General features: G+C 65.4%; 6 protein-coding genes. 3 read left to right on the forward strand and 3 right to left on the reverse strand.

From position 1 onward, the window contains the following. The first annotated feature begins 363 nt into the window (after positions 1-363). Positions 364-840 carry a hypothetical protein gene (locus tag A3AS_RS0102050; RefSeq protein ID WP_018315943.1) on the forward strand — a complete coding sequence of 159 codons (477 nt, stop codon included), beginning with the start codon at positions 364-366 and terminating at the stop codon, positions 838-840. A gap of 139 nt (positions 841-979) precedes the next feature. On the opposite strand, the gene A3AS_RS0102055 is transcribed toward A3AS_RS0102050, so the two are convergent. The 3 genes from A3AS_RS0102055 to A3AS_RS0102070 all read right to left on the reverse strand — a co-directional run bounded on the left by A3AS_RS0102055 (position 980) and on the right by A3AS_RS0102070 (position 5,878). Then, positions 980-1,915, reverse strand: coding sequence for a cytochrome c (locus tag A3AS_RS0102055; protein WP_371260653.1), 936 nt, complete (start codon positions 1,913-1,915; stop codon positions 980-982). 241 nt (positions 1,916-2,156) lie between these two features. Then, a complete protein-coding gene (locus tag A3AS_RS0102065) occupies positions 2,157-4,850 on the reverse strand; it encodes a hybrid sensor histidine kinase/response regulator (RefSeq protein ID WP_018315946.1) in 2,694 nt (897 codons plus the stop codon). Further along, positions 4,847-5,878, reverse strand: a complete 1,032-nt coding sequence (locus A3AS_RS0102070) for an ABC transporter substrate-binding protein (RefSeq protein ID WP_018315947.1) — start codon at positions 5,876-5,878, stop codon at positions 4,847-4,849. The genes A3AS_RS0102065 and A3AS_RS0102070 overlap by 4 nt, the downstream gene beginning before the upstream one ends. 299 nt (positions 5,879-6,177) lie before the next feature. Here A3AS_RS0102070 and A3AS_RS0102075 point away from each other — a divergent pair, with 299 nt between their 5' ends. Beyond that, on the forward strand, positions 6,178-6,927 hold the full coding sequence (locus A3AS_RS0102075; RefSeq protein ID WP_018315948.1) for a hypothetical protein: 750 nt from the start codon (positions 6,178-6,180) through the stop codon (positions 6,925-6,927). A 69-nt stretch (positions 6,928-6,996) separates the two neighbouring features. After that, positions 6,997-23,994 carry a leukotoxin LktA family filamentous adhesin gene (locus A3AS_RS0102080; RefSeq protein WP_020508595.1) on the forward strand — a complete coding sequence of 5,666 codons (16,998 nt, stop codon included), beginning with the start codon at positions 6,997-6,999 and terminating at the stop codon, positions 23,992-23,994. Position 23,995: the final 1 nt, after the last annotated feature.

A 23,995-nucleotide genomic window follows, 5' to 3' on the forward strand; every position in this document is an offset into this window, starting at 1 on the left:
GATTTGCCTTTGAAAGGGTGAGCGGCAAGGGTGCTCCTATTGTCAATGTTGCTGACAGTGATTCCTCGGAATTGCTCTCCCGCGAACGATTGGATGAAGTCCGGCGACCAGCAAAGGCCATGATGATTGTGCCTTTGCTGTGAGTCGCGCAGTGGCTGGATACGATTATACCAGACCGGAAAGTTGAACTTTCTTCCCGTGCCTTGGACTCATATTAGCGTCCCGACTTCGCGCCTCAGGACAGAGAGAGTTCAGCCGCTGTCAGGGCGTTCCGAGGGCTCTCTTCCGTGCCACCGCGAAGAGCCGGGCACGATGAGTAGCTCACACTTCTCGACTTGATTTCAACAAGCGCAGGAGGAAGCTATGCGGAAGTCTCTCACCTTTTTCCTTTCTGGCGTGGCATTGGCCGTCGCGGCGTCAACGGCCGTGGCCGGTGAGCGGGTGCTCGAGTTCAAGCTGATCACGAAGCCGATCGACCTCAAGGTCATAGAGGCCGCAAACGTCGAAGGACAGACGGTTGTGTCTGGGAAATTCTTTGGGGTCGCTGTCTTCACCGATGGCCGTATCGGAGTGAAAGAGTTCGTCAATACTTCGGACTTGCTCAAAGGATCGGGGCCCTTCTTCGGCTACAGCACGTACACGTTCGAGGAAGGCTCGATTACCGCGCGCTACACCGGTTCGGCCAAGGACGGCAAATCAACGGGCGAATACACAATCTTGTCGGGCACAGGTGCCTATGCGAACGCCACGGGTACGGGAACGATCGAAAGCGCGCCGAACCCGTTCAAAGGCGTCAACCTGCTGAACATAAAGCTCGTCGTTAAAACGTCCGGTTCGTGACAGCGCAATGGTCACAGGCCGCAAAGGAAGTTGGGCGCGTTAGCCCGGCCGGCGGCAGATTGCCGGCCGGGCGACCTACCGAAGAACCGACCGCGCCAAGCACGCCGGCTGGCCCATTCTGCACAGCCCCCGAAGAATGTTATTGCTTGAGCGACGCTGAAAAGGCGACCAGCGCGATCATGTCGTTGACGCTGAGATTCTCGACAACCGGTTTCATGAGTTCGCTATTGGCGCCCTTCCGCGCGCCCGATTTGAAGTCATAGAGCTGCCGGAACATGTAGGTGGGCGAACGGGACGCAAGCCCCGGCGCGGTGGCAGTCCCGTTGAGGTCAGCACCGTGACAGGTCCCGCACTGGACGCGCGGATCGCTGTTCGTTGCCAGCGTCCGTCCTTTCTGAATGCTGCCTACCGGGACGTAGGCGATGAAACGAGTGCGCGAGTCTCGGCTGACAAAGTGTTCAACGTTTTCCGGTATCTCGATGATGCGCTGGCCGATGGGCTCTTTCTCGGCGCCGTCCAGCGGAGCCAGAAACAGGTCTCTCACCTGTGTTTTTGGCACCGCCTCGGCCTCAACGACGACAATATTCGATCTCGGCTTGATGGAGGCGAAGTAGGCTGCCGCCTCAGCGAGTTCTTGATCTGTCACCGCTTTGGACAACTTGATCATCAGGTCGGTGGCGACGCGAGGCGCGGAGTTCGTGCGCAGGCCCGTCTTGAACTCCGCCGTTTGCTGAATGATGTATTCCGCGGAGAGGCCAAATAGGCTGGCATTCTCAGGACCGCCCGGTCCGTCTGCCCGGTGGCAGACGCCGCACGCGAACACCTCTGGCTTTCTCCCCCTCACCACGATGTCTGGCATTGGTGGATGATCGTCCGGATGCCAGTCGGGCGCGGCGAACAGATCGCGCACTTGCGTGAGCGTAAAACCGGCGGCGCTGTCAGGAACGTGCCTGATCGTGCCATCGTCTGGCGTGCGTTGAAAATTGGGCGGGTTGACCGGGTAGGCCCATGCTGGCGGGCCCTCCTGGATTTGCGCACGCGCCCCCGCCGCGGTGAGCAATGCCAACGAGAACACCCATAGAGCAGTCGGAGATCTCATGGCTCTCGACCTCCCAGCGCGTCGGTGAAGCCAAACTGTACTTTCCGAAGGCGAAGATCAGGAGCGGCTAACCGACCGCTTGTCGGGCGACGGGACGCCGCAGCTCCTCCGCCACATCGAAAACACCATTCAACGCCGCGGACTCGCAGACGTCAATGTGCGATTTCAGCCGACTTGGCCTGCTCAGGGTCAAACGAAGAGCTCGACCTGAGCAATTCTAGCTGACCGACCGCTGCTCGGCGGGCCCGAGCAGATCGTCGAGCGCGCTCATCGAGGCTGCTCGCAGCGCAGCGAGCTCACGCGCGGCACTCTGGCACTCGGGTGGAGACATCGTGGCTGCCGCCAGCTCGATCTCGCGGCAGCGCTCGAACATGCTAACGAGGCCGAGCGCGCTCGCGGCGCTGCCGAGCTGATGGGCGGACCGCGCGAGCTTCTCGTGATCGCCAATGTCCGCGGCCTTGACGATATCGCCGATCAGTTGCTCGCTCGTCTGCTGGAGAAGCTGGTTGAGTTTCGCGATTTGGGTCGCGCCCAGGAGTTCTTTCTGGTCGTCGAGGAAATGCCGGTCGATCAACGCACCTGCAGCGAGTTGCGCCGCGGCCGGCTCCGCCTCCGGGTCGTCCTCGATCGCCTCGCGCAGCGCGTTGATCAGGATCGGCTTGCTGACGAGTTGGACAATGCCTGCCTCGGCGAGCCGTTCGCGGGCGCTGGAGGACACGTCGGCGGTGACGGCGATGATGCGCGGCATTCTCGGCAGGCCGAGCTTGCCGATCCGCGATGCTGCCTCGATGCCGTCCATGTCGGGCATGTGCAGGTCCATCAGGATGACGTCGAACGCCTGATCGCGGGCGAGCTCGATGGCCGAGGCGCCGTTTCTGGCGACCGTGGCATGATGGCCGAGCCGGTTCAGCATGGCTTCGCCGACCTCGCAATTGACGGGGTCGTCGTCGACCAGCAGCACGCGAAGCCGCCGCGCTGGCGGCGGAAGCGCACCTTGGGCGATGCCGCTGGCGGCCGGATCGAGCGGCACTTCGAGTGTGAACGTGCTGCCTGCGCCCGGCGTGCTCTCCACCGTCAGCTCGCCGCGCATCAAACGGCTGAGGCGCCGCGCGATTGCAAGTCCGAGGCCGGTGCCGCCGAACCGCCGCGCGATGCTGTCGTCCGCCTGGACGAAATCCTCAAAAATCCGCTCGTGCATGTCGGGGGCGATGCCGATGCCGGTGTCGCGAACGGTAACGCGCAGCAGGACATGACCGTCACGGCGCTCGGCCGCTGCGTTGACGGCGACCGCGCCTGACGGCGTGAACTTGATGGCGTTGCCGATCAAATTGAGCAGGATGCGATTGAGCCTGACAGGATCGCCGTGCACCGAGGTCCTGACCGAGGCATCGCAGGCAAGGTCGAAGGTCAGTCCCTTGCCGAAGGCCTGGGGCCGCATCAGGTCGGCGGCCGTTTCGATCAGCTGGTCGAGGTGGAAATTACGCGGCTCCAGGGTTTCGGCGCTGGCCTCCAGGCGCGCATATTCCAGGATGGCATCGACCAGCGCGATCAGCGTCTCACCCGATGCGGCCGCGGTCGTGAGGTGGCGCCGCTGCGCCTCGCCGAGTTTGCCGTCGTCGAGCAGCTGCAGCACGCCCATGACGCCGTTCAGCGGCGTGCGCAGTTCGTGGCTGACGACGGCGAGGAAGCGCGATTCGGTCTCATTGGCCGCCACGGCCGCGCTGCGCGCGCGTTCGGCGGCATCGTGCTCGGCAAGGGCCTGATCGCGCGCTTTCTCCAGCTCGGAGGTGCGCTCGATCACCTTGCGCTCCAGCGTCGCGTAGGAATAGCGCAGCTGCGCGGCCATCCGGTTGAACTGGTCGCCGAGCGCTTCCAGCTCGTCACCGGTCTTGATCGCGAGCCGTAGGCCGAGATCGCCGCTCCCGATCCGCCGTGCGCCCTGCGTCAGGAGCTGGATCGGCCCCGTCATGCGGCGGCTGAGAAAGAGAGAGACCAGCACCGCACCGGCCAGCAGGACGACGAGGAGAAAGGTGGAACGGCCAATCGACGCGTAGATCGGCGCATAGGCTTCGCTGAGCGGCAGCTCGACGAACACCAGTAGGCCGAGCGAGGGGACCGTTGCATAGGTCGACAGCACGCGCTGACCGGACAGGTCCTCCTTGACCAGGCCGCCGGAGGGCGGCCCCACGCCGTCGAGTGCGGCGCGGACGTCGGCATAGCCGGAGAGATCGCTGCGCTGCAGGGCCCGCCACAAATCGGGATGCGCGATCAGCACTCCCGTGCGGTCCACCACGTAGGCCTTGCCGGTGTTGCCGACCCTGATCCCGGCGACGAGGTCCCAGATGAAACGCAGATTGACCTCGGCGACGATCACATTGGGATTGCCGCCAGTTCCGCGGGTGGCGAGCGTCATGAAGGGTTCGGTGTCGCCGAAGAAGTAGACCGGCCCGTAATAGGCCCGGCTTTCATTGGCACCGCGAAAGGCGGGCGAGGCGGAGAGGTCGGCTTTACTGCCGATCCTGTCCGCCACACGGCGGGACACGCGCATCTGCTCAAGCCCGTGCGAGTCGAGCTCGGCGATTTCCGCGATCGCCGGAGAGAGGCGCAGGAGACGGATGGCGTTCAGGCGCTCGTCTTCATTGGTCGACAGCTCCGGCGGCAGGCGCGAGAGCCATCTGATCTGGTTTTCGATCTGGCCGATGAATTGGCCGATCTGAATCGCCGCGGACGCCGCCTGCTCGCGCTGGGTCGCAGCCAGAAGCTGCTTCTGCTCGCGATAGGAGAACCAGACGTCGAAGCCGGTGTTGATGGCGAGCGCGGCAAAGGCGAGGGCGACGATCGAGTAGAGATATTTGCGGAACAGCCGGCCGGGAGGCGTTCGCAAATGTCCCTGGTCGACCGTTTCGTTCACTCGCGGATCTCGTCGGCGCGCGCGAGCAGCGTGAATGGTATGGTCAATCCCAGCGTGCGGGCGACCGTGCGGTTGATCAGCAGCTCGTATTTCCGCGGCGATTGCACCGGCAGGTCGCCGGCCTTGGTGCCGCGCAGGATGAGATCGACATAGTCGGCCGAGCGCACTTCCAGCGTCGGCCCGTAGCTCATCAATCCGCCGGCCTCCATGAAGTAGTGGAACGGATAGACCGTGGGCACGCGATACTTGGCCGCCGCCGCAACGACCGCCTTCCGGTTGACGACCAGGAAGCTGTCGACCAGCGCAATCATTGCCGCCTTGGGCGGCTCGGAGAAGCGCTTGACGGCTTCGTCGATGTCCGTCGGCGTGTTGACGGGGGCGGGGATTGCGGACACTCCGGACCCGGCCGCCTCTTGCTCGATCGAGTCGAGGAAGAAACGCCCGCCGCGAGGGGTGGTCGCCGGGTTGAACAAGATACCGACGCGCGCGAGGTCGGGCACGGCCTCACGGATCAGCTGCAGCCATTTGCCGCCCATCTCGGCGGTGCTGTTGGTGAAGCCGGTAACGTTGCCGCCGGGATGTGCAAGGCTTTCGACGAAGCCATTGCCGACGGGATCGTTGGCGGTCGCGAAGACGATCGGGATGGTCCTGGTGGCGGCAAGGACCGCAGCGGTTTCGACCGTCGACCCCGTCAGGATCACGTCCGGCTTCAGCTCCAGCAACTCCTGAATCGCGGCCTTGAGCCGGTCCGGTCCGCCGAAGGTCGAACGGAGCTCGAGGCGGAAGTTGACGCCTTCGACCCAGCCGCGCTGCCTCAAGCCGGCGACGAGGCCACCGAGGCGGGAGGTCGTGCTGTCGATCAGGCTCCGCCGGGTCAGTTCGTCGTCGAGCGGCAACGCGGTCAACGATGCGACGATCCGCATGCGATCCGACGTTGCGCCGAGCGCGACCCATGCCGCGGCAGTTGCGCCCGCAAGGCGAATGAACCCGCGGCGATCGACCGCGAGAGCGGAAGGCCGTTCGGTCATGAAACTCTTTGCATGATGGCTTGCCCTTGCCCCGGAGCGGATGCTTAGCGCGAACGGCCGGCATCCACAATTGATGAAAAAAAGCGCTTATGAATGCTCATTCGCAGCGTTTGGCAGCCCGATACCGTATTCCTACGCTGCCAAAGAGTCGCTGTTTCGAGCGTTGTCTCCTTCGTGACGCCTTGTAACGCCTTCGCGTTGCAACATTTTCCGTCTCGGTTGCGACGACGGTTCGCGGAAGGTGATTTCGCAGCTGCCGATTTTTGAAGCGTTGTTTCAAGTTGTTTCGAAGGTTCTCGATGCGCAAAATCTATCTCATTCCGGCCGTCGTCGGCCTGCTCACCTCCCTTGCAGCCGGACCGCTCGCGGCCCAGGGCGCCGTACCGAAGCAGAAGGCTGCGCCGGCACCCAGGGCCGCCGCGGCCGGCGCTCCCGCTGCAGCCGGCACGTCCGTCGCCGCCGGGGCGAATTCAGCCGAGACACCGGCCGCGGACGACAAGATCAAGGCGATCGACGGTTTCCGCTCCGCCAAGTTCGGCATGAACGAGTCCGATGTGCGCGCGGCGATGACGAAGGATTTCAACGCCAAGCCCGACGCCATCAAGGCGCAGGACAACGCGTCCGAGCTGACGCACAGCATTCTGCTGTCCGTTCCGGAGTTGCTGCCGAACGGCGGCACCGCCGAGCTCTCCTACGTGTTCGGCTACAAGTCGAAGTCGCTGATCCAGGTCGGCGCGGTCTGGTCGAAGGGGACTGATGCCGCGATCACGCCGGAGAAGCTGTTCTCCAACGCCAACATCTTGCGCGCCCATTTCATGGGCGAGGGCTTCAAGCCCGACTCCATCGCCGTCAACATGCCCGTCGCCGGCGGCATCGTGATGTTCCGCGGCAGCGACGCCAAGGATCGCTCGGTGATCCTGCTGCTCCAGGGCACGTTCGAGAACAAGGAGAACAACCAGCGTGTGCTGACGCCGACCAGCCTGCTGCTGTTCTACGTGGCCGACGCCAAGAGCCCCGACATCTTCAAGCTGCCGCCCGGCCAGTTCTGATGCCGGGATCGCACGACATTCTCCCACCCGGTTGTGGATCGGCGCCAATGCCGATGACGAGGATCTGAAATGCGCGGACCATCTGCGGCGCGAGACAATGACGAACTGACGACGCTGCGCCGGCTGGCGCGGTTTCGTTCGATGTCGCTGCTCTGCGCGATGCAGATGGTCTTCCTGCCGGTGTTCAGCGTCCGCGTTCAGGCGCAGACGGCGAACGTCATCGTCCCCGATGGACGGACCGGGACCAGCCTTCAGACCTCCGGCAGCGTCACCAACGTCACGACGTCGACGGTCTCGGGCAACAACGCCTTCAACTCGTTCTCGCAGTTCAGCGTCGGGCAGGGCAATACGGTCAACCTGCAACTGCCGACCGGGACGCGAAACCTCGTCAACATCGTTCGCGACGCGCCGGTCTACGTCAACGGCACGCTGAACTCCTACATGAACGGCTCGATCGGCGGTAACGTCTATTTCGCCGACCCCAAGGGCTTCGTGGTCGGCCGCAGCGGCGTGGTCAATGTCGGCAGCCTCAACGTCTCGACCCCGACGCGCGAGTTCACAGACAGCCTGATCGGTCCCGGCGGCGCGATCAACGGCACGGCGGTCGGCAATCTCATGGCGGGCTCGTTCCCGGTCTCGCCCGACGGCAACATCCGCATCTACGGCCGCGTCAATGCCCAGGACGGCGTGCGCCTGACCGGGCAGAACGTCTTCGTCGGCGGCGCGACCCAGCGCGACATTGCCAATCTCGACCACGCCGCAAAGTTCGCGGCATCGGTCAATTCCAAGGGCCTGCGCAGCGCCAGCTCGATCACCGTCAGCAACGGTTCGATCCATATCGGCGCCGTCAACAACGCTCGCGTCAACGGCCGCCTGACCGCGCACAGCAAGACCTCGACGCCGAGCAACATCACGGTGCAGGCGGGCAACAACATCGATATCGGCAAGAACGCCAGGCTGAACATCGCCAGCAAGACCGGCGATGCCGGCGAGATCCGCCTTAAGGCGGCGCAGAACCTGACCGTGGCAGGCGGAGCCAGGTTCAACGCCAGCGCCAAGGCCGGCAATGCGGGCCTGGTCGATTTCAGCGCGAACGGCGTCATCGACGTCGGCAGCGACGTTTCCGTCAACGTTGCTGCGCCGAACGGCAAGGCGGGCACGTTGCTGTTCGATCCGATCGATCTGGTGGTCGGCGATGCCACCCAGGGCGACACAGGCGTGACCCTGTCGAACAGCTCTATCGCGAATGCGCTCGCGGGGCTCAGCGCCGGTGCCGACTACCTCATTCAAGCCGACAACTCCATCACGCTCGCTGCGCATGCGCTGATCGATGCCCGCCGCCTCGATGGCTCCGGCCATTCCACCGGCAACGCCAACAACGTCATCATCGACGCGCCGAACATCGATATCAAGAATGGTGCGCAGATCCTGGCGCAGTCGGTCAATTTCGGTGGGACCAGCTACACCGACGGCAACGTCACGCTGACGGCAACGGCGAGCGACATCAAGCTGTCCGGCCAAGCCACCGCCGCGACGTCGATCACGGTCGACGGCAAGATCACCGGCGGCATCATCTCGATCTCCGCGACCTCGACGGCGGTATCGAGTTTCCTGAACGGTTCGGTGGCCGGTGATTTCGCCCTTGTCGGCTCGACACTTGCCGCCTCGCTGCTCGGGCTCAACGGCGGCTATGTCGCGGCAAGCGCCACGGCGACCATCAACATCAACAGCCATGCCGACATCAACGGTCGCGGCGATGTCACCATTTCCGCGCATGCCACCGAGACCGCGTCGGATCCGGCGGTCGCCAGCACCTTGCTCGGCAGCCTCACGCCGGTCGCGGCCGGTGTGGTCGTCGGCAAGATCGACGGCAACGTCACGACCAATGTGGCCTCGGGCGCGACGATCAACGCCGGCGGCAACCTCGAGATCAAGGCGCTCAACGATGCGACCATTGCCGTCTCCGCCCTCGCGGCATCGACGAGCGCGCAGATCGTCCCGACGGTGGCCTATTCGAAGGGCTCGGTGACGACGACCGCCAACGTCGAGACGGGCGCGCATCTTGCGGCGGGTCTGGTGAATACGAGCGGCAGCACCCTGAAGGTGCGCGCGATCAACAACAACTCGTTCTCGACCAGCGCAACGTCGGTAGCGGCGCCCGGGACGGGCGCGAGCGGCGCCGTCGGCGGGGCGTTCGCCATTAGCGACCTCACGACGTCTGCGACCGCGACGCTCGGCGCATCGCTCGGAACCGACGTCAACAACCGGATGAACGGTTCCGTTCTGGTCGAAGCGACGTCCGACACCACAAGCAATTCCACGATGGCTTCGTCCATCGCCGGTCTGCCCGCGCTGATTGCGGCGATCGAACGAGGACTGCGCTCCGTCACCTCGCCGACGTCGATCATCAGGGACCACATGGGATCGCTGGTGCCGCTAAGCTTCGATTTCAAGGTCGCAGGCGCGCTGTCGCTGGCCAACAGTGCCCAGAGCGCGACCGCTGCGATCGCGCAGAATCCGAGTGGCGGCGCGCCGAGCATCTATGCCAGCGGCAACGTCGCTGTCGCCAGCAACGTCATCGATCGCGGCGTTCGCAGCAATGCAACGTCCAGCGCGATCACGAAGGACCCGGTGTCGGGTGAGAGCACGGCGATCAGCGCGGCCGTCGCCTGGGGCAATTTCACGCATAATTCGAACGCCTATATCGGCGGCGGAACGCTGATCAACGCGGCGAATATCGCTGTCGATGCCACCACCGAGATGCCGATCACCAACTCCTGGCTGAAATGGGACGGCCTGGGCGCCGTGCTGAGCCACCTGAACGGCAATCTCGGTGTCGGCGGCAACATTCTAACCAGTTACGCCAACGCCACTGCGGATGCCGGCGATACCATCGGCATCGCCGGCTCGTTGAACCATTTCGTCGTGAACAACAACACGACGGCCTGGGTCGCGGGCGCTGCGAACCTGACCACGACCTGCGCGGCCGCGGCTTGCGGCAGCGGCACCGGCTGGTCGGTGGGCATGGATAATGGCGACGTCCACACCTACAACGCCAGCCTGCAGGTCGCAGCGACGACGACCATGGCGTCGATCGACGCGGCAGGCAATGTCGGTACGCTCGGCTTCCTGTCCGGCAACACGTCGGGCGGCTCCGCGGTCGGCGGCGCGCTCAATCTCGTTCAGTTCAACACCAAGACCATCGCCGGCATTTCGGACGGCGCAACGGTGCGAGCGGCGGACGATATCGCCGTCAACGCCATCACCGCTGATCAGTTCATTGCCGTCGCCCCGACGTCCGGCAAGGCTGCGGGCGCACTGGCGCTCAACGGCATCACCGCGCTCGGTTTCCTCAACAACACGACCCATGCGTCGATATCGAGCCAGGCAACCGTGTACGCTCCGACGGTCGGAATCCTGGCGCAGCAGGACCTATCGGTCATCACGCTGGCCGGCGCAATGAGCCGGAACACCAGCGGCGGTTCGGCAGTCGGGTTGGCGGTCGCCTATCTCGGTGCGAACACCGACACGTCGGCCTATATCGGCGACAATCATTCCGATATCCGGCCCGGTCCCTTCAGCGCCGATGATCCATTCGCCGGCAATGGCGGCGGCAGCGGGGCCGTCAACGTCGACAATCTCACGCTCAGCGCGACCACCTCCGGACGCATCACGACCGCCGCGGTCGCGGCTTCGATCTCCGAGCCGCAGGCCTCCAGTTTCTCGGACAAGGCGGGAGCCGCCGGTGCAGGTGCGACCGGCGGGGCCGCCGGCGTGGCGACGGCCGCGAGCAAGATCGGCTCGACCTCGGGATCGAGCACTGACGGCTTCAGTATCGATCTCGCCGGCAGTTCGGCGATCGGCGACGTCGCGCTCGGCACCAGCGCCTATATCAGGAACACGACGGTCAACAAGTACACGACGGCGGGCACCGTCACGACCAACACGATCGTTCAGGCACTGAACGACACCATGCTCAATAGTGGTTCCGGTTCGGCGGCGCTCAATCTGGCCGGGGCATCCGCCCAGGGCGCCGCAATCGGCGGCGCGATCGCGGCGGCGATGTCGAACAACGCGACGCTCGCCTACATCTACGGCACCACCCTGAACAACCAGAGTTCGGTGACGGTGCAGGCGCTCAACGGCGGCTCGGAGACCGTCGTCGCCATCGGCGTGGCGGGATCGAAATCCAATGCGGCGTCGCTGTCGGCGTCCGTCGGCATCATCACGGACAGCGCCAACGCCTATATCGAGAGCTCGACGATCACGGGGCAGGCGAGCGGCGTCAACCGCGCGCTCGAGGTGGACGCCTATCAGACCACGAACATCGCGATCGGCGGCGGCTCGCTCTATATCTCGGGCGGCCAGGCCGGCGTCGGCATCGGGCTGACCTATGCGTCGATCGCCGATCCCACGGGCGGCAACGCGACCGACGCGCATATCCGCAGCACCTCGATCTCGAACTACGACTCGCTGCTGGTGCTGGCCGACAGCGCCAGCGTGATTGCGGCCGGCGCGGCTTCGGGCGGGGCGGGGTCCAACGGTCTTGCCGGCGCGGTCGTCGTCAGCGAGATCACGCCCACCACGACGGCCTATATCAACAGCGGCTCGACGGTGAGCATCAATGTCGGCCGCGTGACGGTGCTGGCGGACAGCGGCGCGGTGTCGGCGCTGGACACTGCGCTCGGCAATCTCGTCAAGAAGTCGAACAACAATCATCTCGCCACGGACACCTGCACGGTCGCCGGCGGCACGGGCGGGCAGAATTGCATCGACTTCAGCGCGGCTGCGCTCAACGACGGCACGGGCAACGGTCCGGGCGCGAGCATCGTTTCCGTTGCGGGCCTGATCCAGGCCGGCAAGAACAATGTCGGCGCCTCGATCGTCTACAACACGATTGGGACGACGCATTCGGCCTCTATCGCCAACGTGCTGATGACGGCCGGCAGTAACGGTACTGTCAGCGTGAGCGCCGTCGATTCCTCCAAGATCCAGGCGGTCACGATTGGCTTCGGTCTTGCGACCGGACAGTTTGCGGGCGTCGGCGGCACGACGATCAGCTCGATCGCCAACACCGTCTCGGCGGCGATCGGAAACAATTTGTCCAGCACGACGCAGTCGAGCGTCACGGCCAAGAACATTTCCGTCAACGCGACCGACAATTCCAGCATCACCGGAACCGCCGCGATCGCCGGCGCCTCGACGCAAGGCAGCGCCGCGGGCCTCGCGCTGGTCTACAGCAGCATCGCCAATAATGTCAGTGCCGGCGTCACCGGCTCGAAGCTGACCGCCTCGGGCAATGTCGGGGTCAATGCGAACTCGAATGCCAGCATCTCGACCGTCGCCGTCGGTATTGCGATGTCCTCGCAGGTCGGGCTGGCCGGCTCGGTCGCCACCAATCTGATGGGGACCAACGTCACGGCCAGCATTACCGCTGCCGGTATCAACGGCATCAACGGTGCCGACGTCACCGCCGCCAACAATGTCGGCGTGATCGCCGGCAACAACGACAAGGCGGCGGTGTTCGCCGGCGCCTTGTCGATCAGCAAGGGCGCGGCCGGCGGCGCAGGTTCGCTGGTGACCAACCAGATCACGGGAACCACCGCGGCCTATATCAGCGGGGCGAACACCAAGGTCGATGCGCTCGGAACCAGTTCGTCCGATACGCTGTCGGTCAACAACGGCACGCTCGTCCACGCGTTCGATCTCGGCACCGCCCACGCGCCGACCGACACCACGCCCGACCTCTCCGAGAACCAGGACACCGTGCGCGGCCTTGCCGTGGTCGCGAGCTCGCACCAGGCGGTCGTGACTAACGTCGCCTCGCTTGCTGCGAGCTCCAGCATCGCCATCATGATCAATCCCATCACCAACGTGATGAGCGGAGCAACGAGGGCCTATATCGATAGCGCGGCCATTGACACGCGCCTGGCCTCGTCGACGCTGGCGCCGCAGATCGAGGTCGCCGCGTCCAGTTTCTCCTATTCCGGCGCGTTCGGTGCCGGCATCGCCTACGGCAGCAGCGGCGGCGGTGGCGCGACGATCATCTCGACGACGATGTCACGCGAGACCTTGGCCTATATCACCAATGCCACGGTCGGCGGCGTGCAGTCGTCGAGCGCGACCGTCGGCGCCGTGACCGTGAAGGCCAATGCCGAGCAGGATGCCTCGTCGATCGCCGTCGGCTTCAACACCGGCTCGGTCGGGCTGAACGTCTTCCAGGCGACCACGGAGGCCTATGTCGACGGCGGCGCGCTGACGGCCGCGTCACTGACGGTGAACGCCACCAACAACACCGGTATTTTCTCCGCGAACGGCTCGGGCGCCTATGGCAGCCAGGCCGCGATCGGCGCGGCGTTCCTGGTCCAGGTCTCCTCGAACCGGACTCTGGCCTATGTCGGCGACGAGTTCCACTATCAAGGCAACAGCGCCGCACACACCACCGCGCTCAATTTGAGCGGCGCGCTCGACGTCGAGGCCAAGACCAAGAACCGCTTCGAGGCCTATGCGATCGGCGGCGCGCTCTCGACCGGCACGGCTGCGATCGCGGGCATGGCGAATATCGAGGTCGCCAACAACACCACCATCGCTGGCGTCTATGACACCACGCTGCAAGGGGTGACGGGCGGCACAGCCGGCGCGGTGACGATCAACGCGAACGAGGACGTGGCGATCAAGGAGATCGCGGGTGCGCTCGCGGTCGGCGCCAGCGGGGGAGGCGTCGGCGTCGGCGCAGCCGCAAACGTCATCGTGTTCAAGAGCCGGACCGTCGCCGAGAGCTGGAACAGCAATCTGAACTCGTCAGGCGCGATCAACGTCAATGCGCTCAGCGCCAAGGAGGTGCTGTCCTACGCGGTCACCGCCGGCATCGGCGGCAGCGTCGGCATCGGCGCGACCGTCGGCGTCATCATCATCGGCACCAACACCGCCGACGCCGACACCCAGGGCCAACAGACCGGCCAACTTAATCAGGGCGGCAGCGGCACCATCGCGTCCGTGAACAGCGGCACCAGCACCACGCATGGCAGTGGCGCCGTCGCGAGCGGCACGGCCGGCAATCCAAACAGCGCCAATGTCAGCTCGACCTATGACGTCAGCAACGTGCTGAGCGGCGGCAGCGACGTCGTGGTCGCGCAGATTGCGGGCGGCAACATCAGGGGCTCGCAGGTCAATGTCGGGGCGACCAGCGCCAATGCGGCCAAGATGTATCTGCTGGGCGCGGGCTTTGCCAAGAACGTCGGCATTGGTGCCGGCATCGGCTACACCAGCGTCAACAGCACCGTGCTCGCCAATCTCAGTGACTATGGACGCAACGGCTCCGGCGTGCTGGTCGCCGCGGATACGCCTTTGGCTGTCGTGGCGCCGTCAATCTCCGTCGCCGCGGTCGTCCAGGACGCCAACACCGGTCCCTATAGCGGCAAGACCATCGACACCGAGGCGATCGCCGGCGGGGCAGCTCTCTACTTCGGCGCCCAGGCCGCCGTGGCGGTCGGCAATGTCACCAACACCGTCACGGCGCTGCTCGGCGGCAATGTTAACGGCACCGGCGGGACCGGTGCTGCCGTCATGGCGCAGGATTCCACGACCCAGGTGGTCTTCACGGGCGGCGTCTCCGCCGGTGCCGCGGCCGTCGGCGCTTCGGTGGCGACGGCAAGCCGGCACAGCTCGGTCGCAGCGCGGGTTCTTGACGGCGCCACCATCAACACCTCGCAATTGCTGATTGGCGCAGCCGGCGCAGGCACCTTGAGCACAACGGCAACCGCCCTCGGTGGCGGCATTATCGCCGGTACAGGTGCGGATGCGGAGGCCACCGAGAACTCCTCGGTGCTGGCCGAGATCGGCGCCAGCGTCTCGATCACGACGTCCGCGACCGGGATCGGCACGCTGGTGGCAGCGGCGATCGCGCCCAACCTGTCGAGCGAGGCGATCGGCGTTTCGGTCGGCGGCGGTGCCGTCGGCGTCGCCATCGCCCAGTCGACGGTAGGGGCCACGGTGACCGCCGATGTCGGCGACAATGTCAGCTTCTCGGGCGGCGCGCTCGACGTGAGCGCCAAGGCGCTGGTTCCGACCAGCGGGACGACGACCTGGGCCAAGGCGCTCGCCGGCGGCGGCGGCTCGCTGATCGGCGCGCAGGGCAGCTACGCCAAGGCCTCGCAGAACGCGACCGTCAACGCCTATGGCGGAACGGGGATCAGGCTGCCCAACGCCAACGTGACCATCGAAGCTGAAAACGACAGTGCCCAATACGCCGAGGCAACCGGCCTTTCGAGCGGCTTCCTCGCGCTCGGCGCTACCGTCGCGCAGACCTCGTCCAGCGCGCACACTTATGCCTATCTGGGTGCGCCCGCGGACATGGACGTCCTCAGCCACGGCAATTACACGGGCGTCCTCTGGATCAAGGCCACCGGCACGGACACCAACGTCTCCAACGCGAAGGTCGGCGCGGGCGGCACCTATGCCGGCGCGGCGGCGGTCGCCACCACCGGCTCGACCGCGGTAACCAATGCGCGGTTCGATGGCGGCTCGACCGACGACACGCTCTATTTCGGCGGCTTCCGCATCGATGCCAAGCACACCACGAATTACCTCGCGAGCGGCGACGCCTATCAGGCCTCCACGGCCGGCGTGTCCGCCGGCAAGACAAGGAATGACGTCGATTCCACCACCACGGCGGAAGTCGGGACGCATCTGATCATCAACTCGGCGGCCGGCGACATGGTCGTTATCGCCAACGACATCGTCAATCAGGCCGGCGGCGGTGCGCGTTCAGGCTCGGGCGGCTCGTTCTCGGGAGCGGCCGCGCTCAGCGAGTCCTATGTGACGCAGAACGTCACCACTAATATCGGCGCCGGCACGGTGCTGAGCCTCAACGACGATCCCAGGACCTCGACGGCCGTGATCAACATCGAGGCCTACAACACACTGAACACCAACGACACCGCGAGTCTCGCCACAGCCAGCTTCTTCGCCGGCGGTGGTGCTGAATCCAACATGACGGCGAATGCCACACTCGCGGTCAACATCAACGCCCGTGAGCTGTTCAGCGCCGGCAAGATCTATGTCGGCACGGCGGCCAAGATGGCGGCGGCGAACAACGCCAATGCCAGCCTCTATGGCGCGATCGCGGGCGTCGGCGCCAGCACCAACAGCTGGGTTCACGCCAACCAGTCCGTCAACGTCGGCGCCAACGCGAAGATCGTGGCCTGGCGCGACATCAACATCTATGCCGGCCTTGCCGGCGACGGCAGCGTCTTCAGCAGCGTGCAGGCGACGGCGACGACGGTCGTCTACAACAACACTGCCATTCCGATCTCGACCCTGTACCGCGGCACGGCCAATGCCGACGACACCACGAGCCTGACGCTCGCGTCCACCTCGAGCATCCTCGGGGCGCGCGACATCTATCTCGGCGCCACGCAGGGGCAGGTCACGGCCGTCGGCAACGGCAGCAACTACAACCCGTACCTGGACATCTTCAGCGCCAAGAACAGCGACAACCACAGCCATACCAGTGGAACCGGCGATGTCGCGCTCAACGGCCTGGTGGTGGCGGGCATCAACAACGACGTGACGATCACGATCCAGCTCGGCGCGAGCACGCCGACGCTGAGCACGACGAGCCCTTACTCCGCGCTGACCCTCGAGTCGGTCGCCGACGTCAACCACTTCAGCCCGGTGATGAGCTGGAACCACCAGACGGTCCAGTATGCCATCGTCGGCAACTTCAATCCCTACCGGCTGGTGGTCAACCAGCTGGCGTCGCTGACCGGCCTGACCGAGGCGCAGGTCCGCTCCCAGCTTGCAGCGGCGACGCCGACGTCGCCCGCCAGCATGTCGCCGTCCGGCACCGATCCGACCGGCGACATCCAGCGGCAGATCGACACGCTGATCAAGCAGGCGCCGTTCACCTCCGACGCGCCCGGCAACGCCTTCGCGTTCGGCGACATCCTGGTGTCCGCCGGCAACGTCTCGATCCTGGCGCAGAAGCTGACCGGAAACAGCGGCTCGAACCCGGCCGCGCCCGCGGTCATCGCGCGCAGCTCGCCGTTGATCAAGATCGAGAACAAGGGGCTCGACTTCATGAGCCTCGGCAACCTCACGGTCACCGACGTGACCGGAGGCAACATCACCTATCGCCAGACCGACCATGTCGACCCGGATTCGCACTCCAACGTGACCTTCACCGCGATGCCGAGCGCCTCGCCGACCATCGACATCTCGGCTACCTACAACCGCCTCGATCCTGACAGCGGCCAGGGCATCGACCAGAACGGCAACGTGCTGACCCGCACGCCGGACATCTATTTCAACGGCGCGGTCAGCAACGCGAACGGTCTGCTCAAGATCATCAACAATCTCGGCAGCGTCGTCGCATCGCAGTCGCTCAGCGCCGCGACCGTGCAGATCGTCGTGCCCAAGGGCACCTTCACCTTCCTCGGCGGCATCGGCAGCTTCTACGACAGCGGCAGCGCGGTCACCTCGCAATGGGCCAGCACCGAGAACAGGCCGGAAGACGCGCTGACGGCGGTGATGACGGCGGCGACCTATCTCGGCGCCTACGGTGACTACTATACCGCTCCACATATCGGCTCCGGAGCCGATCATCCATACTTCTATTACTGCTGCGCCGACGGCAGCCACGGCATTTATCAACCCGTCGGCAACGCCGATGCCAGCACGATCTTCACCGCGCGCATGCTGATGACGTATTACGACGGCACCTCGCTCTATTCGTCGATCTTCCTGCCGGTGGGCAGGGGTACGCCTGGGAACACCAGCACTCCCGATGCCGGCAGCGTGCCTGACGTCGCGACCCTCAAGATCATCGAGGGGCAGTCGCAGGACTCGACCAATGTCGTGCTCGCGCAGTGGAAGAAAACGACTTATGACGGCCGAAACGTTTACACCGATAGCGGTCCGTACAAGACGCCATTCAACTGTGCGTCAGCCTGCGACAGCTCGGGCTTCTTCCAGGTGATCAACATCCAGCCGGATGCGATCACGCCGAAGACCGCGAATTCGCCGGCCACCGCGACAGCCTCCCGGACCATCACCGGCCAGGCGGTCATCATCTCGGCGTCGGTGATCAACATCAACGGCACCATCCAGGCCGGCTCGAGCAGCAATTACTCGGTTAACATCGGCGCCGCGGCGTACGATGCCATCTATGGCAGCAACGGCCTCAAGAACCGCAACGGCGGCGCGGACTTTGCCGCGGCCCAGGCCAATGCGCGGAACGGCGTCTACTACGACGTCTCCGGCTCCGTGACGGCGTCGGCCAGCGGCGACGCCAAGATCGGGGTCAGGTACAACGCTCTCACCGACCAGCTCATCCTGAACGGCGTGGCGCAGGGCGCCGGCGGCTACGTCTATCTGAATGGCAAGATCATCTCGACCTCGACCGACAGCACCCAGACCCAGGGAAACATCGAGATCAAGGGCGGCGCCGGCACGGTCACGGTCAACAACACCAGCGGGCTGCAGCTGGTCACCAATACCATCAATACCAGCGCCACCGCCCAAAGCGTGGTCGAGATCGTCGATCAGCTGAAAGGGAAAACGACGTGGTGGGTCTACGATCCCAAGGCGGCGAGCAACCAGCAGGTCTCAAAGTACGAGGTCAATAGCGTCAACGCGGCCGCGATCGACCCGTCGATGCTTACAGCCAGGACCGGTACGGCAGGCATCCAGTACGCGACGCAGGAGAACATGCTCTATCAATGGGTCGACACTGCGACCCTCGATCGTCCGACCACGAGCACGCAGTTCGACTACGACTGGCAGTTCACGCCCAATCAGGCCACCGGGGCAAACTGGACCACCACGACCAGCCTGGTTTCGGGCGTGCAGAGCACCAACTACCAGAAGGTCACGACCGCCACCGGCAGCTATCACTGGGCGGGCGGCGTGAACCCGGACGGGAGCCCCGTTGGACTCAACACCCACTCCAACGCGTGCTGCGGCGCGGATGCCCAGTACAACTGGTACCAGGCGATCTATGATCACCTGACGCTCTCGCTGACCAACACGGTCAAGGCGTCGAACCCGATCAACATCAAGTTCACCGGTGGCAGCAGCAGCGACGTCGTGGTCAATTCGACCTCCGGCATCGTCATCAACGGGTCGATCAACAACCAGCAGGGAACGACGACGCTGGCCGCCACCGGCGTCAACTCGTCGATCACGGTCGGCGCCAATGCCAATAACCCGGTGATCTCGGGCACGAGCGTCTCGCTCCGGGGTGACGGCGGCATCGGCACGCTCGGCACCACCAAGGCTCCCGTCCAGGTGCAGCTCTATGGCGGGAGCCTGACCGCCAGCTCAATCGACCGCGACATCGCGATCTCGGCCATCGGCGCGCTGTCGATCAACCAGGTGAAGGTGAATTCGGCGGGCGCCACGCCGCAGGGCAGCGTCTTCCTCTCGGCGACCGGCGACATCAACTCGGCCGCCGCCTACAACGTCGCGACACCCGTCGTGATCGGCAAGAACATCGAGATCAACTCCACCTCCGGTGCGATCGGCGCGACGAGCGCCGTCGTCAACAACGCCTCCACCCTGACCAACATCAATCCGCTGGTGATCCAGGCGACGGGGACGGTGCAGGCGGGCGGCGCCGTCGATGGCGGCGTGCTCGACAGTGCCTCGGCCACCGGTACCTACATCATCCAGTCCAAGGGTGATCTGCGGCTCGGCACGATCCAGTCGACCGGCGGCCCGGTCTTCCTGGAGGCCGCCGGCTCCGACGGCAACCAGGCCAGCATCCTGAACGGCCGGGCGGCGGTCGGTCTCACCCAGGCGCAGAGCCAGCATCTGCAGGACGTCTGGGCCAGCCTCGACCTGCTCAGCGGCAACGCCGCCACCAACGCCGTCAACAGCTATCAGTCGATGGTGACGTCAGCCTACAACGACTATTTCCAGCTCAAGAACATCGCCTTCCCGAACGGCAGCACCTACGCCCCGACCTCGGTGGGGCAGACGGTGCTGCGGGCGCAGGTGGCGGCCAAGCTCGGTATCGACCCCGCGAATGTTACGACGACGCAGATGAAGACCGAGGCCACGACGCGGTTCCTGCGGGATCAGTTCCTGCTCGGCAAGATCACCACCGACGAGCTCAAGTCCTCGCTGACGAGCCTGCTCGGCACCGCACCTTCGGATCCGCTGGGCACGCTGTTCGGCAGCTCGCTGTCGACGACGTTGTTCACGAAGCTGTTCGACGGCGTCTCGACCGCCAACCAGCGCATGCCGACCAACACCGCGCTGCAGACCGCACTGAACACGTACAATGCGAGCTACAGCTACACGCTGGCATCGACCGAGCGGGTCTATGGCATCATCACCGCGGGTGCGCAGTGGACCCAGAGCCAGCTGGCCTACACCGTCTCGTCGTCCTCGATCGGCGCGGCGCCGCCGCCGATCGACGAGAACGTCGTCGCCAATGTCAGCGCCAACCAGATCATGCTCTACGCGCCGCGCGGCTCGGTCGGCAATTCGGCGGCGCCTCAGACCTTCACTTTCACCAGTGTCGATGCCTCCTCGCTGACGACGGAGCAGCGGGCATTGCTGTCCTCGGCCGGTCCCGGCCAGCTCACCGTCGGCGCGGTGACGGACCCGACGACCCATGTCACGACCTATACGGTCAGCCTGTCGCAGCAGAACCTCGTCGTCGTCGACAACCCGATCGCGATCTCGGCCAAGGCGCTGACCAATGTCTATCTCGGCAGCGAGAACAGCCTCGCGCTCGGCGGCGTCACCGCCACTTACGGCCCGATCACGGCCGCCCAGGCCAACGGCATCCAGGTGACCGGCCGCGGCGACGTCAAGCTGGACGCCGTCAGCAACATCTCCGCCAATGTGGCCGGCGCCGTGATTTCAGGCGATATTGCCAACCTGACCCTGATTGCCGAGCGCGGCAATGTCGGCGCGCCCGGCGCGGCCGGAAGCAATCCCGCGACCAACGCGAACGCGCTTCAGATCGCGTTTGCCGACCCGGGCAACGACCAGCTCGACCAGGTCTCGTCGGCGCAGGGCATCTATGTGAAGCAGACCACCGGCGATCTCATCCTCGGCAACATCGCCGCCGGCAATGCGATCCAGCTCGCCGCGACCGGCAGCATCTACGCCGAAGCCGGCTTCACGGACCGCTCCGCGATCCACATCCTCGGCACCGACCTCGACCTGCGCGCCGGCGGCAGCATCGGCTTCAACGGCTCGACCTTCCAGCCGCTGCAGGTGAACATCTCCGGCGCGGTAACCGGCTCGGCGGTCGGCGATCTCAGCATCCTCGCGGTGACCGGCGATCTCGCGGTCGGCACCAGTGGTCCCTATGGGGCGCTGACGGCCGGCGGCGCGTTGACGCTGAACGCGGCGCGCGGCGCGCTCACCATCAATACTGGCATCACCAGCGACGGCCTGATGCAGCTGCTCGCCAACCGCGGCATGACCTTCGCGGCCGGCACCAGCGCGGCGCCGGTGGTTGCGACCAGCAGCGCGGACGGCGTGACGCTGGTGGCTTCCACCCTGTCGATGGGCGCTTACTCCGCCATCAACGCGGCCGGGCTGATCTCGGTGACGACCACGGGCGATGCGACGATCGGCCAGCTGAATTCGTCGCTGTCCTATGCCGCCGCCTCGAACACCCCGTCGATCATCGTCACCGCCGGCGGCGTCGCCTCGCTCGGCGCGATCATCGACAATGGCGACGGCCAGACCAAGTTCATCGCCTCCGGTGCGGGCGCCGAACTCTCGCTGGGCGCATCGAACGGCATCGGCAGCGCGACCGGCCGGTTCACCCTCAGTGCCGCGCGGCTGTCGGCGAGCGCGAGTGCCGGCGACGTCTACGTCAAGGTTCTCACCGACACCGAGGTGAGCCTGCTGTCCGCGGTGAAGGGCAGTGTGGACATCATCGGCACCGGCGGATTGACGCTCGACCAGGTGCTGGCGGGCACGGCGACGGGCGCGAGCGGATCTTTCCGCGCGGTCGCGAACAATGGCAGCATTCTCATCGGCACCGCCGACAGCAGCGGTTCGCAGACGATCCACGCGACCCAGAACGTGACATTCAAGTCGCTCACGGCCACCGGCAATAGCGGCGATGCCGGCAATATCATCGTCACCGCCGACACCGGGTTCATCCTGGCGCAGACCGTGACCTCGGGCGGCATGACCACGCTCGGCTCGGTCTCGGCCCACGGTTCGGCGAGCTTGCTCGCCGCCACGACCATCACCGGCAACACGCTCGCCGCAACGACCGGCTCCGGCCTGCTGACCGCGACCGGGCCGATCAATTGGAACACGCTCAACACCGGCACGACGCTGGGCGCGACGGTGAGCCAGGGCAGCATCACCTTCCAGACCGCGCAGAGCGGGGGCACGCAGACCCTCCGCGCACGCGACAACGTGACGTTCAACGCGCTGACGGCGACGGGGATCAATGGCGATGCCGGCAACATCAACGTCACCGCCGACACCGGCTTCATCCTGGCGCAGACCGTGACCTCTGGCGGCGTGACCACGCTCGGCTCGGTCTCGGCCCACGGCTCGGCGAGCCTCGTTGCCGCCACGACCATCACCGGCAACACGCTCGCCGCCACGACCGGCTCGGGCCTGCTGACGGCTAATAGCGGACCGATCAACTGGAATGCCCTCAATGTCGGGACGACGCTGGGCGCGACCGCGAGCCAGGGCAGCATCACGTTCCAGACCGCGCAGAGTGGCGGCACGCAGACCATCCGCGCCCACGACAACGTCAGCTTCAACGCGTTGACGGCGACGGGCATCAACGGTGATGCCGGCAGCATCAACGTCACCGCGGACAACGGTTTCATCCTCGCGCAGACGGTGATGTCAGGCGGCGTGCCGACACTCGGCTCGGTCTCGGCCCACGGCTCGGCGAGGCTAATCGCGGCGGGTACCAACACCGGTCATAACCTCACGGCCACGACCGGGAACGCAGTCCTCAGCGGCACGGTCGTTCATTGGGATAATCTCAACGTTGGCGGCACGCTCGACGTCACCGCGACGACCGGAGGGATCATCGTCGGCACCGCCATCAGCGGCGGCACGCAGACCCTGCATGCCGTGAACGACGTCGTCTTCAGCCAGCTCACCACGACGGGGATCCGCGGTGATGCCGGCGATCTCAACATCAAGTCCGACACCGGCTCGCTCCGCAGCGGATCGATCTCCGCGCACGGCGACACGCATTTCGATGTGGTCGGACCGGTCTCGCTCGACCGGATCAGCGGCGACATCGTCAAGATGACCTCGTCGGGTGATTTGACGATCAACTGGGTCAGCGTCGTGCGGGAGCTCGACCTCGCGGCTGATACCATCAACGTCAAGGGCGAGCAGATTCGTTCGAACCCGGCGGTCCCGCTGATCCTGAACGTCACCGGCTATAACGGCGGCGTCGCGAAGTCCGCCAACATCTCGATCGACCCCGACCACATCATCGTCAACCAGTTCAGGGTGGTGGACGCGACCTTCTGGACCGATGCGCCGGCTGTCTCGATCCTGAACGGCTACGTGCCGGGCCAGCTCATGCTCACCACGGCGACCCAGCAGATACTTCTGAACAACCGTACGCCGGCGCCGTCCAATTGGCCGACGCTCCAGCTCTACCAGCCGGGCGGCGTGTTCACGATGAGCCAGACCGGCAACGCCAATGTCAGCAACGCCTATGTGGTGTTCTACACCGGGGACGTCTCGGCGACCGTCACCAATTACGGCCCGACCCACACCTGCTGCAATGTCTTCACCGGCGCCAGCATGGCGCGCAACATCTCGGTCGACGGCGAGGGCAAAGAGAGCATCGAGACCTGGCTCGCGAAGAAGGATGGGGGGACGTTCTACCTGCTCGGTCTCTCCGGTCAGGCGCGGCTCGATGCGCTGCTGACGCCACGGCCGGTCGAGGCCGTCGGGTCCGGCCCCGCCGTCAACATCGAAGGGCTCAGCGACATGCGCAAGCTGCGCCAGAAGGGGCAGCGTGCGGGACGTCCGGGCTGGAAGGATGCGGCGGTTGAATCGGCGAAGCCGGCCGTTGGCCGTCTCGCACAGGCATGGTAAT

It is taken from the genome of Bradyrhizobium sp. WSM2793, assembly GCF_000379585.1.
Taxonomy (GTDB): Bacteria; Pseudomonadota; Alphaproteobacteria; order Rhizobiales; family Xanthobacteraceae; genus Bradyrhizobium.

What these genes read in the sequence shown, in the direction of transcription:
- A3AS_RS0102075 (WP_018315948.1), top strand. Translation starts at nt 6,178, where the DNA reads ATGCGCAAAATCTATCTCATTCCGGCCGTCGTCGGCCTGCTCACCTCC.
- A3AS_RS0102050 (WP_018315943.1), top strand. Translation starts at nt 364, where the DNA reads ATGCGGAAGTCTCTCACCTTTTTCCTTTCTGGCGTGGCATTGGCCGTC.
- A3AS_RS0102070 (WP_018315947.1), bottom strand. Translation starts at nt 5,878, where the DNA reads ATGACCGAACGGCCTTCCGCTCTCGCGGTCGATCGCCGCGGGTTCATT.
- A3AS_RS0102080 (WP_020508595.1), top strand. Translation starts at nt 6,997, where the DNA reads ATGCGCGGACCATCTGCGGCGCGAGACAATGACGAACTGACGACGCTG.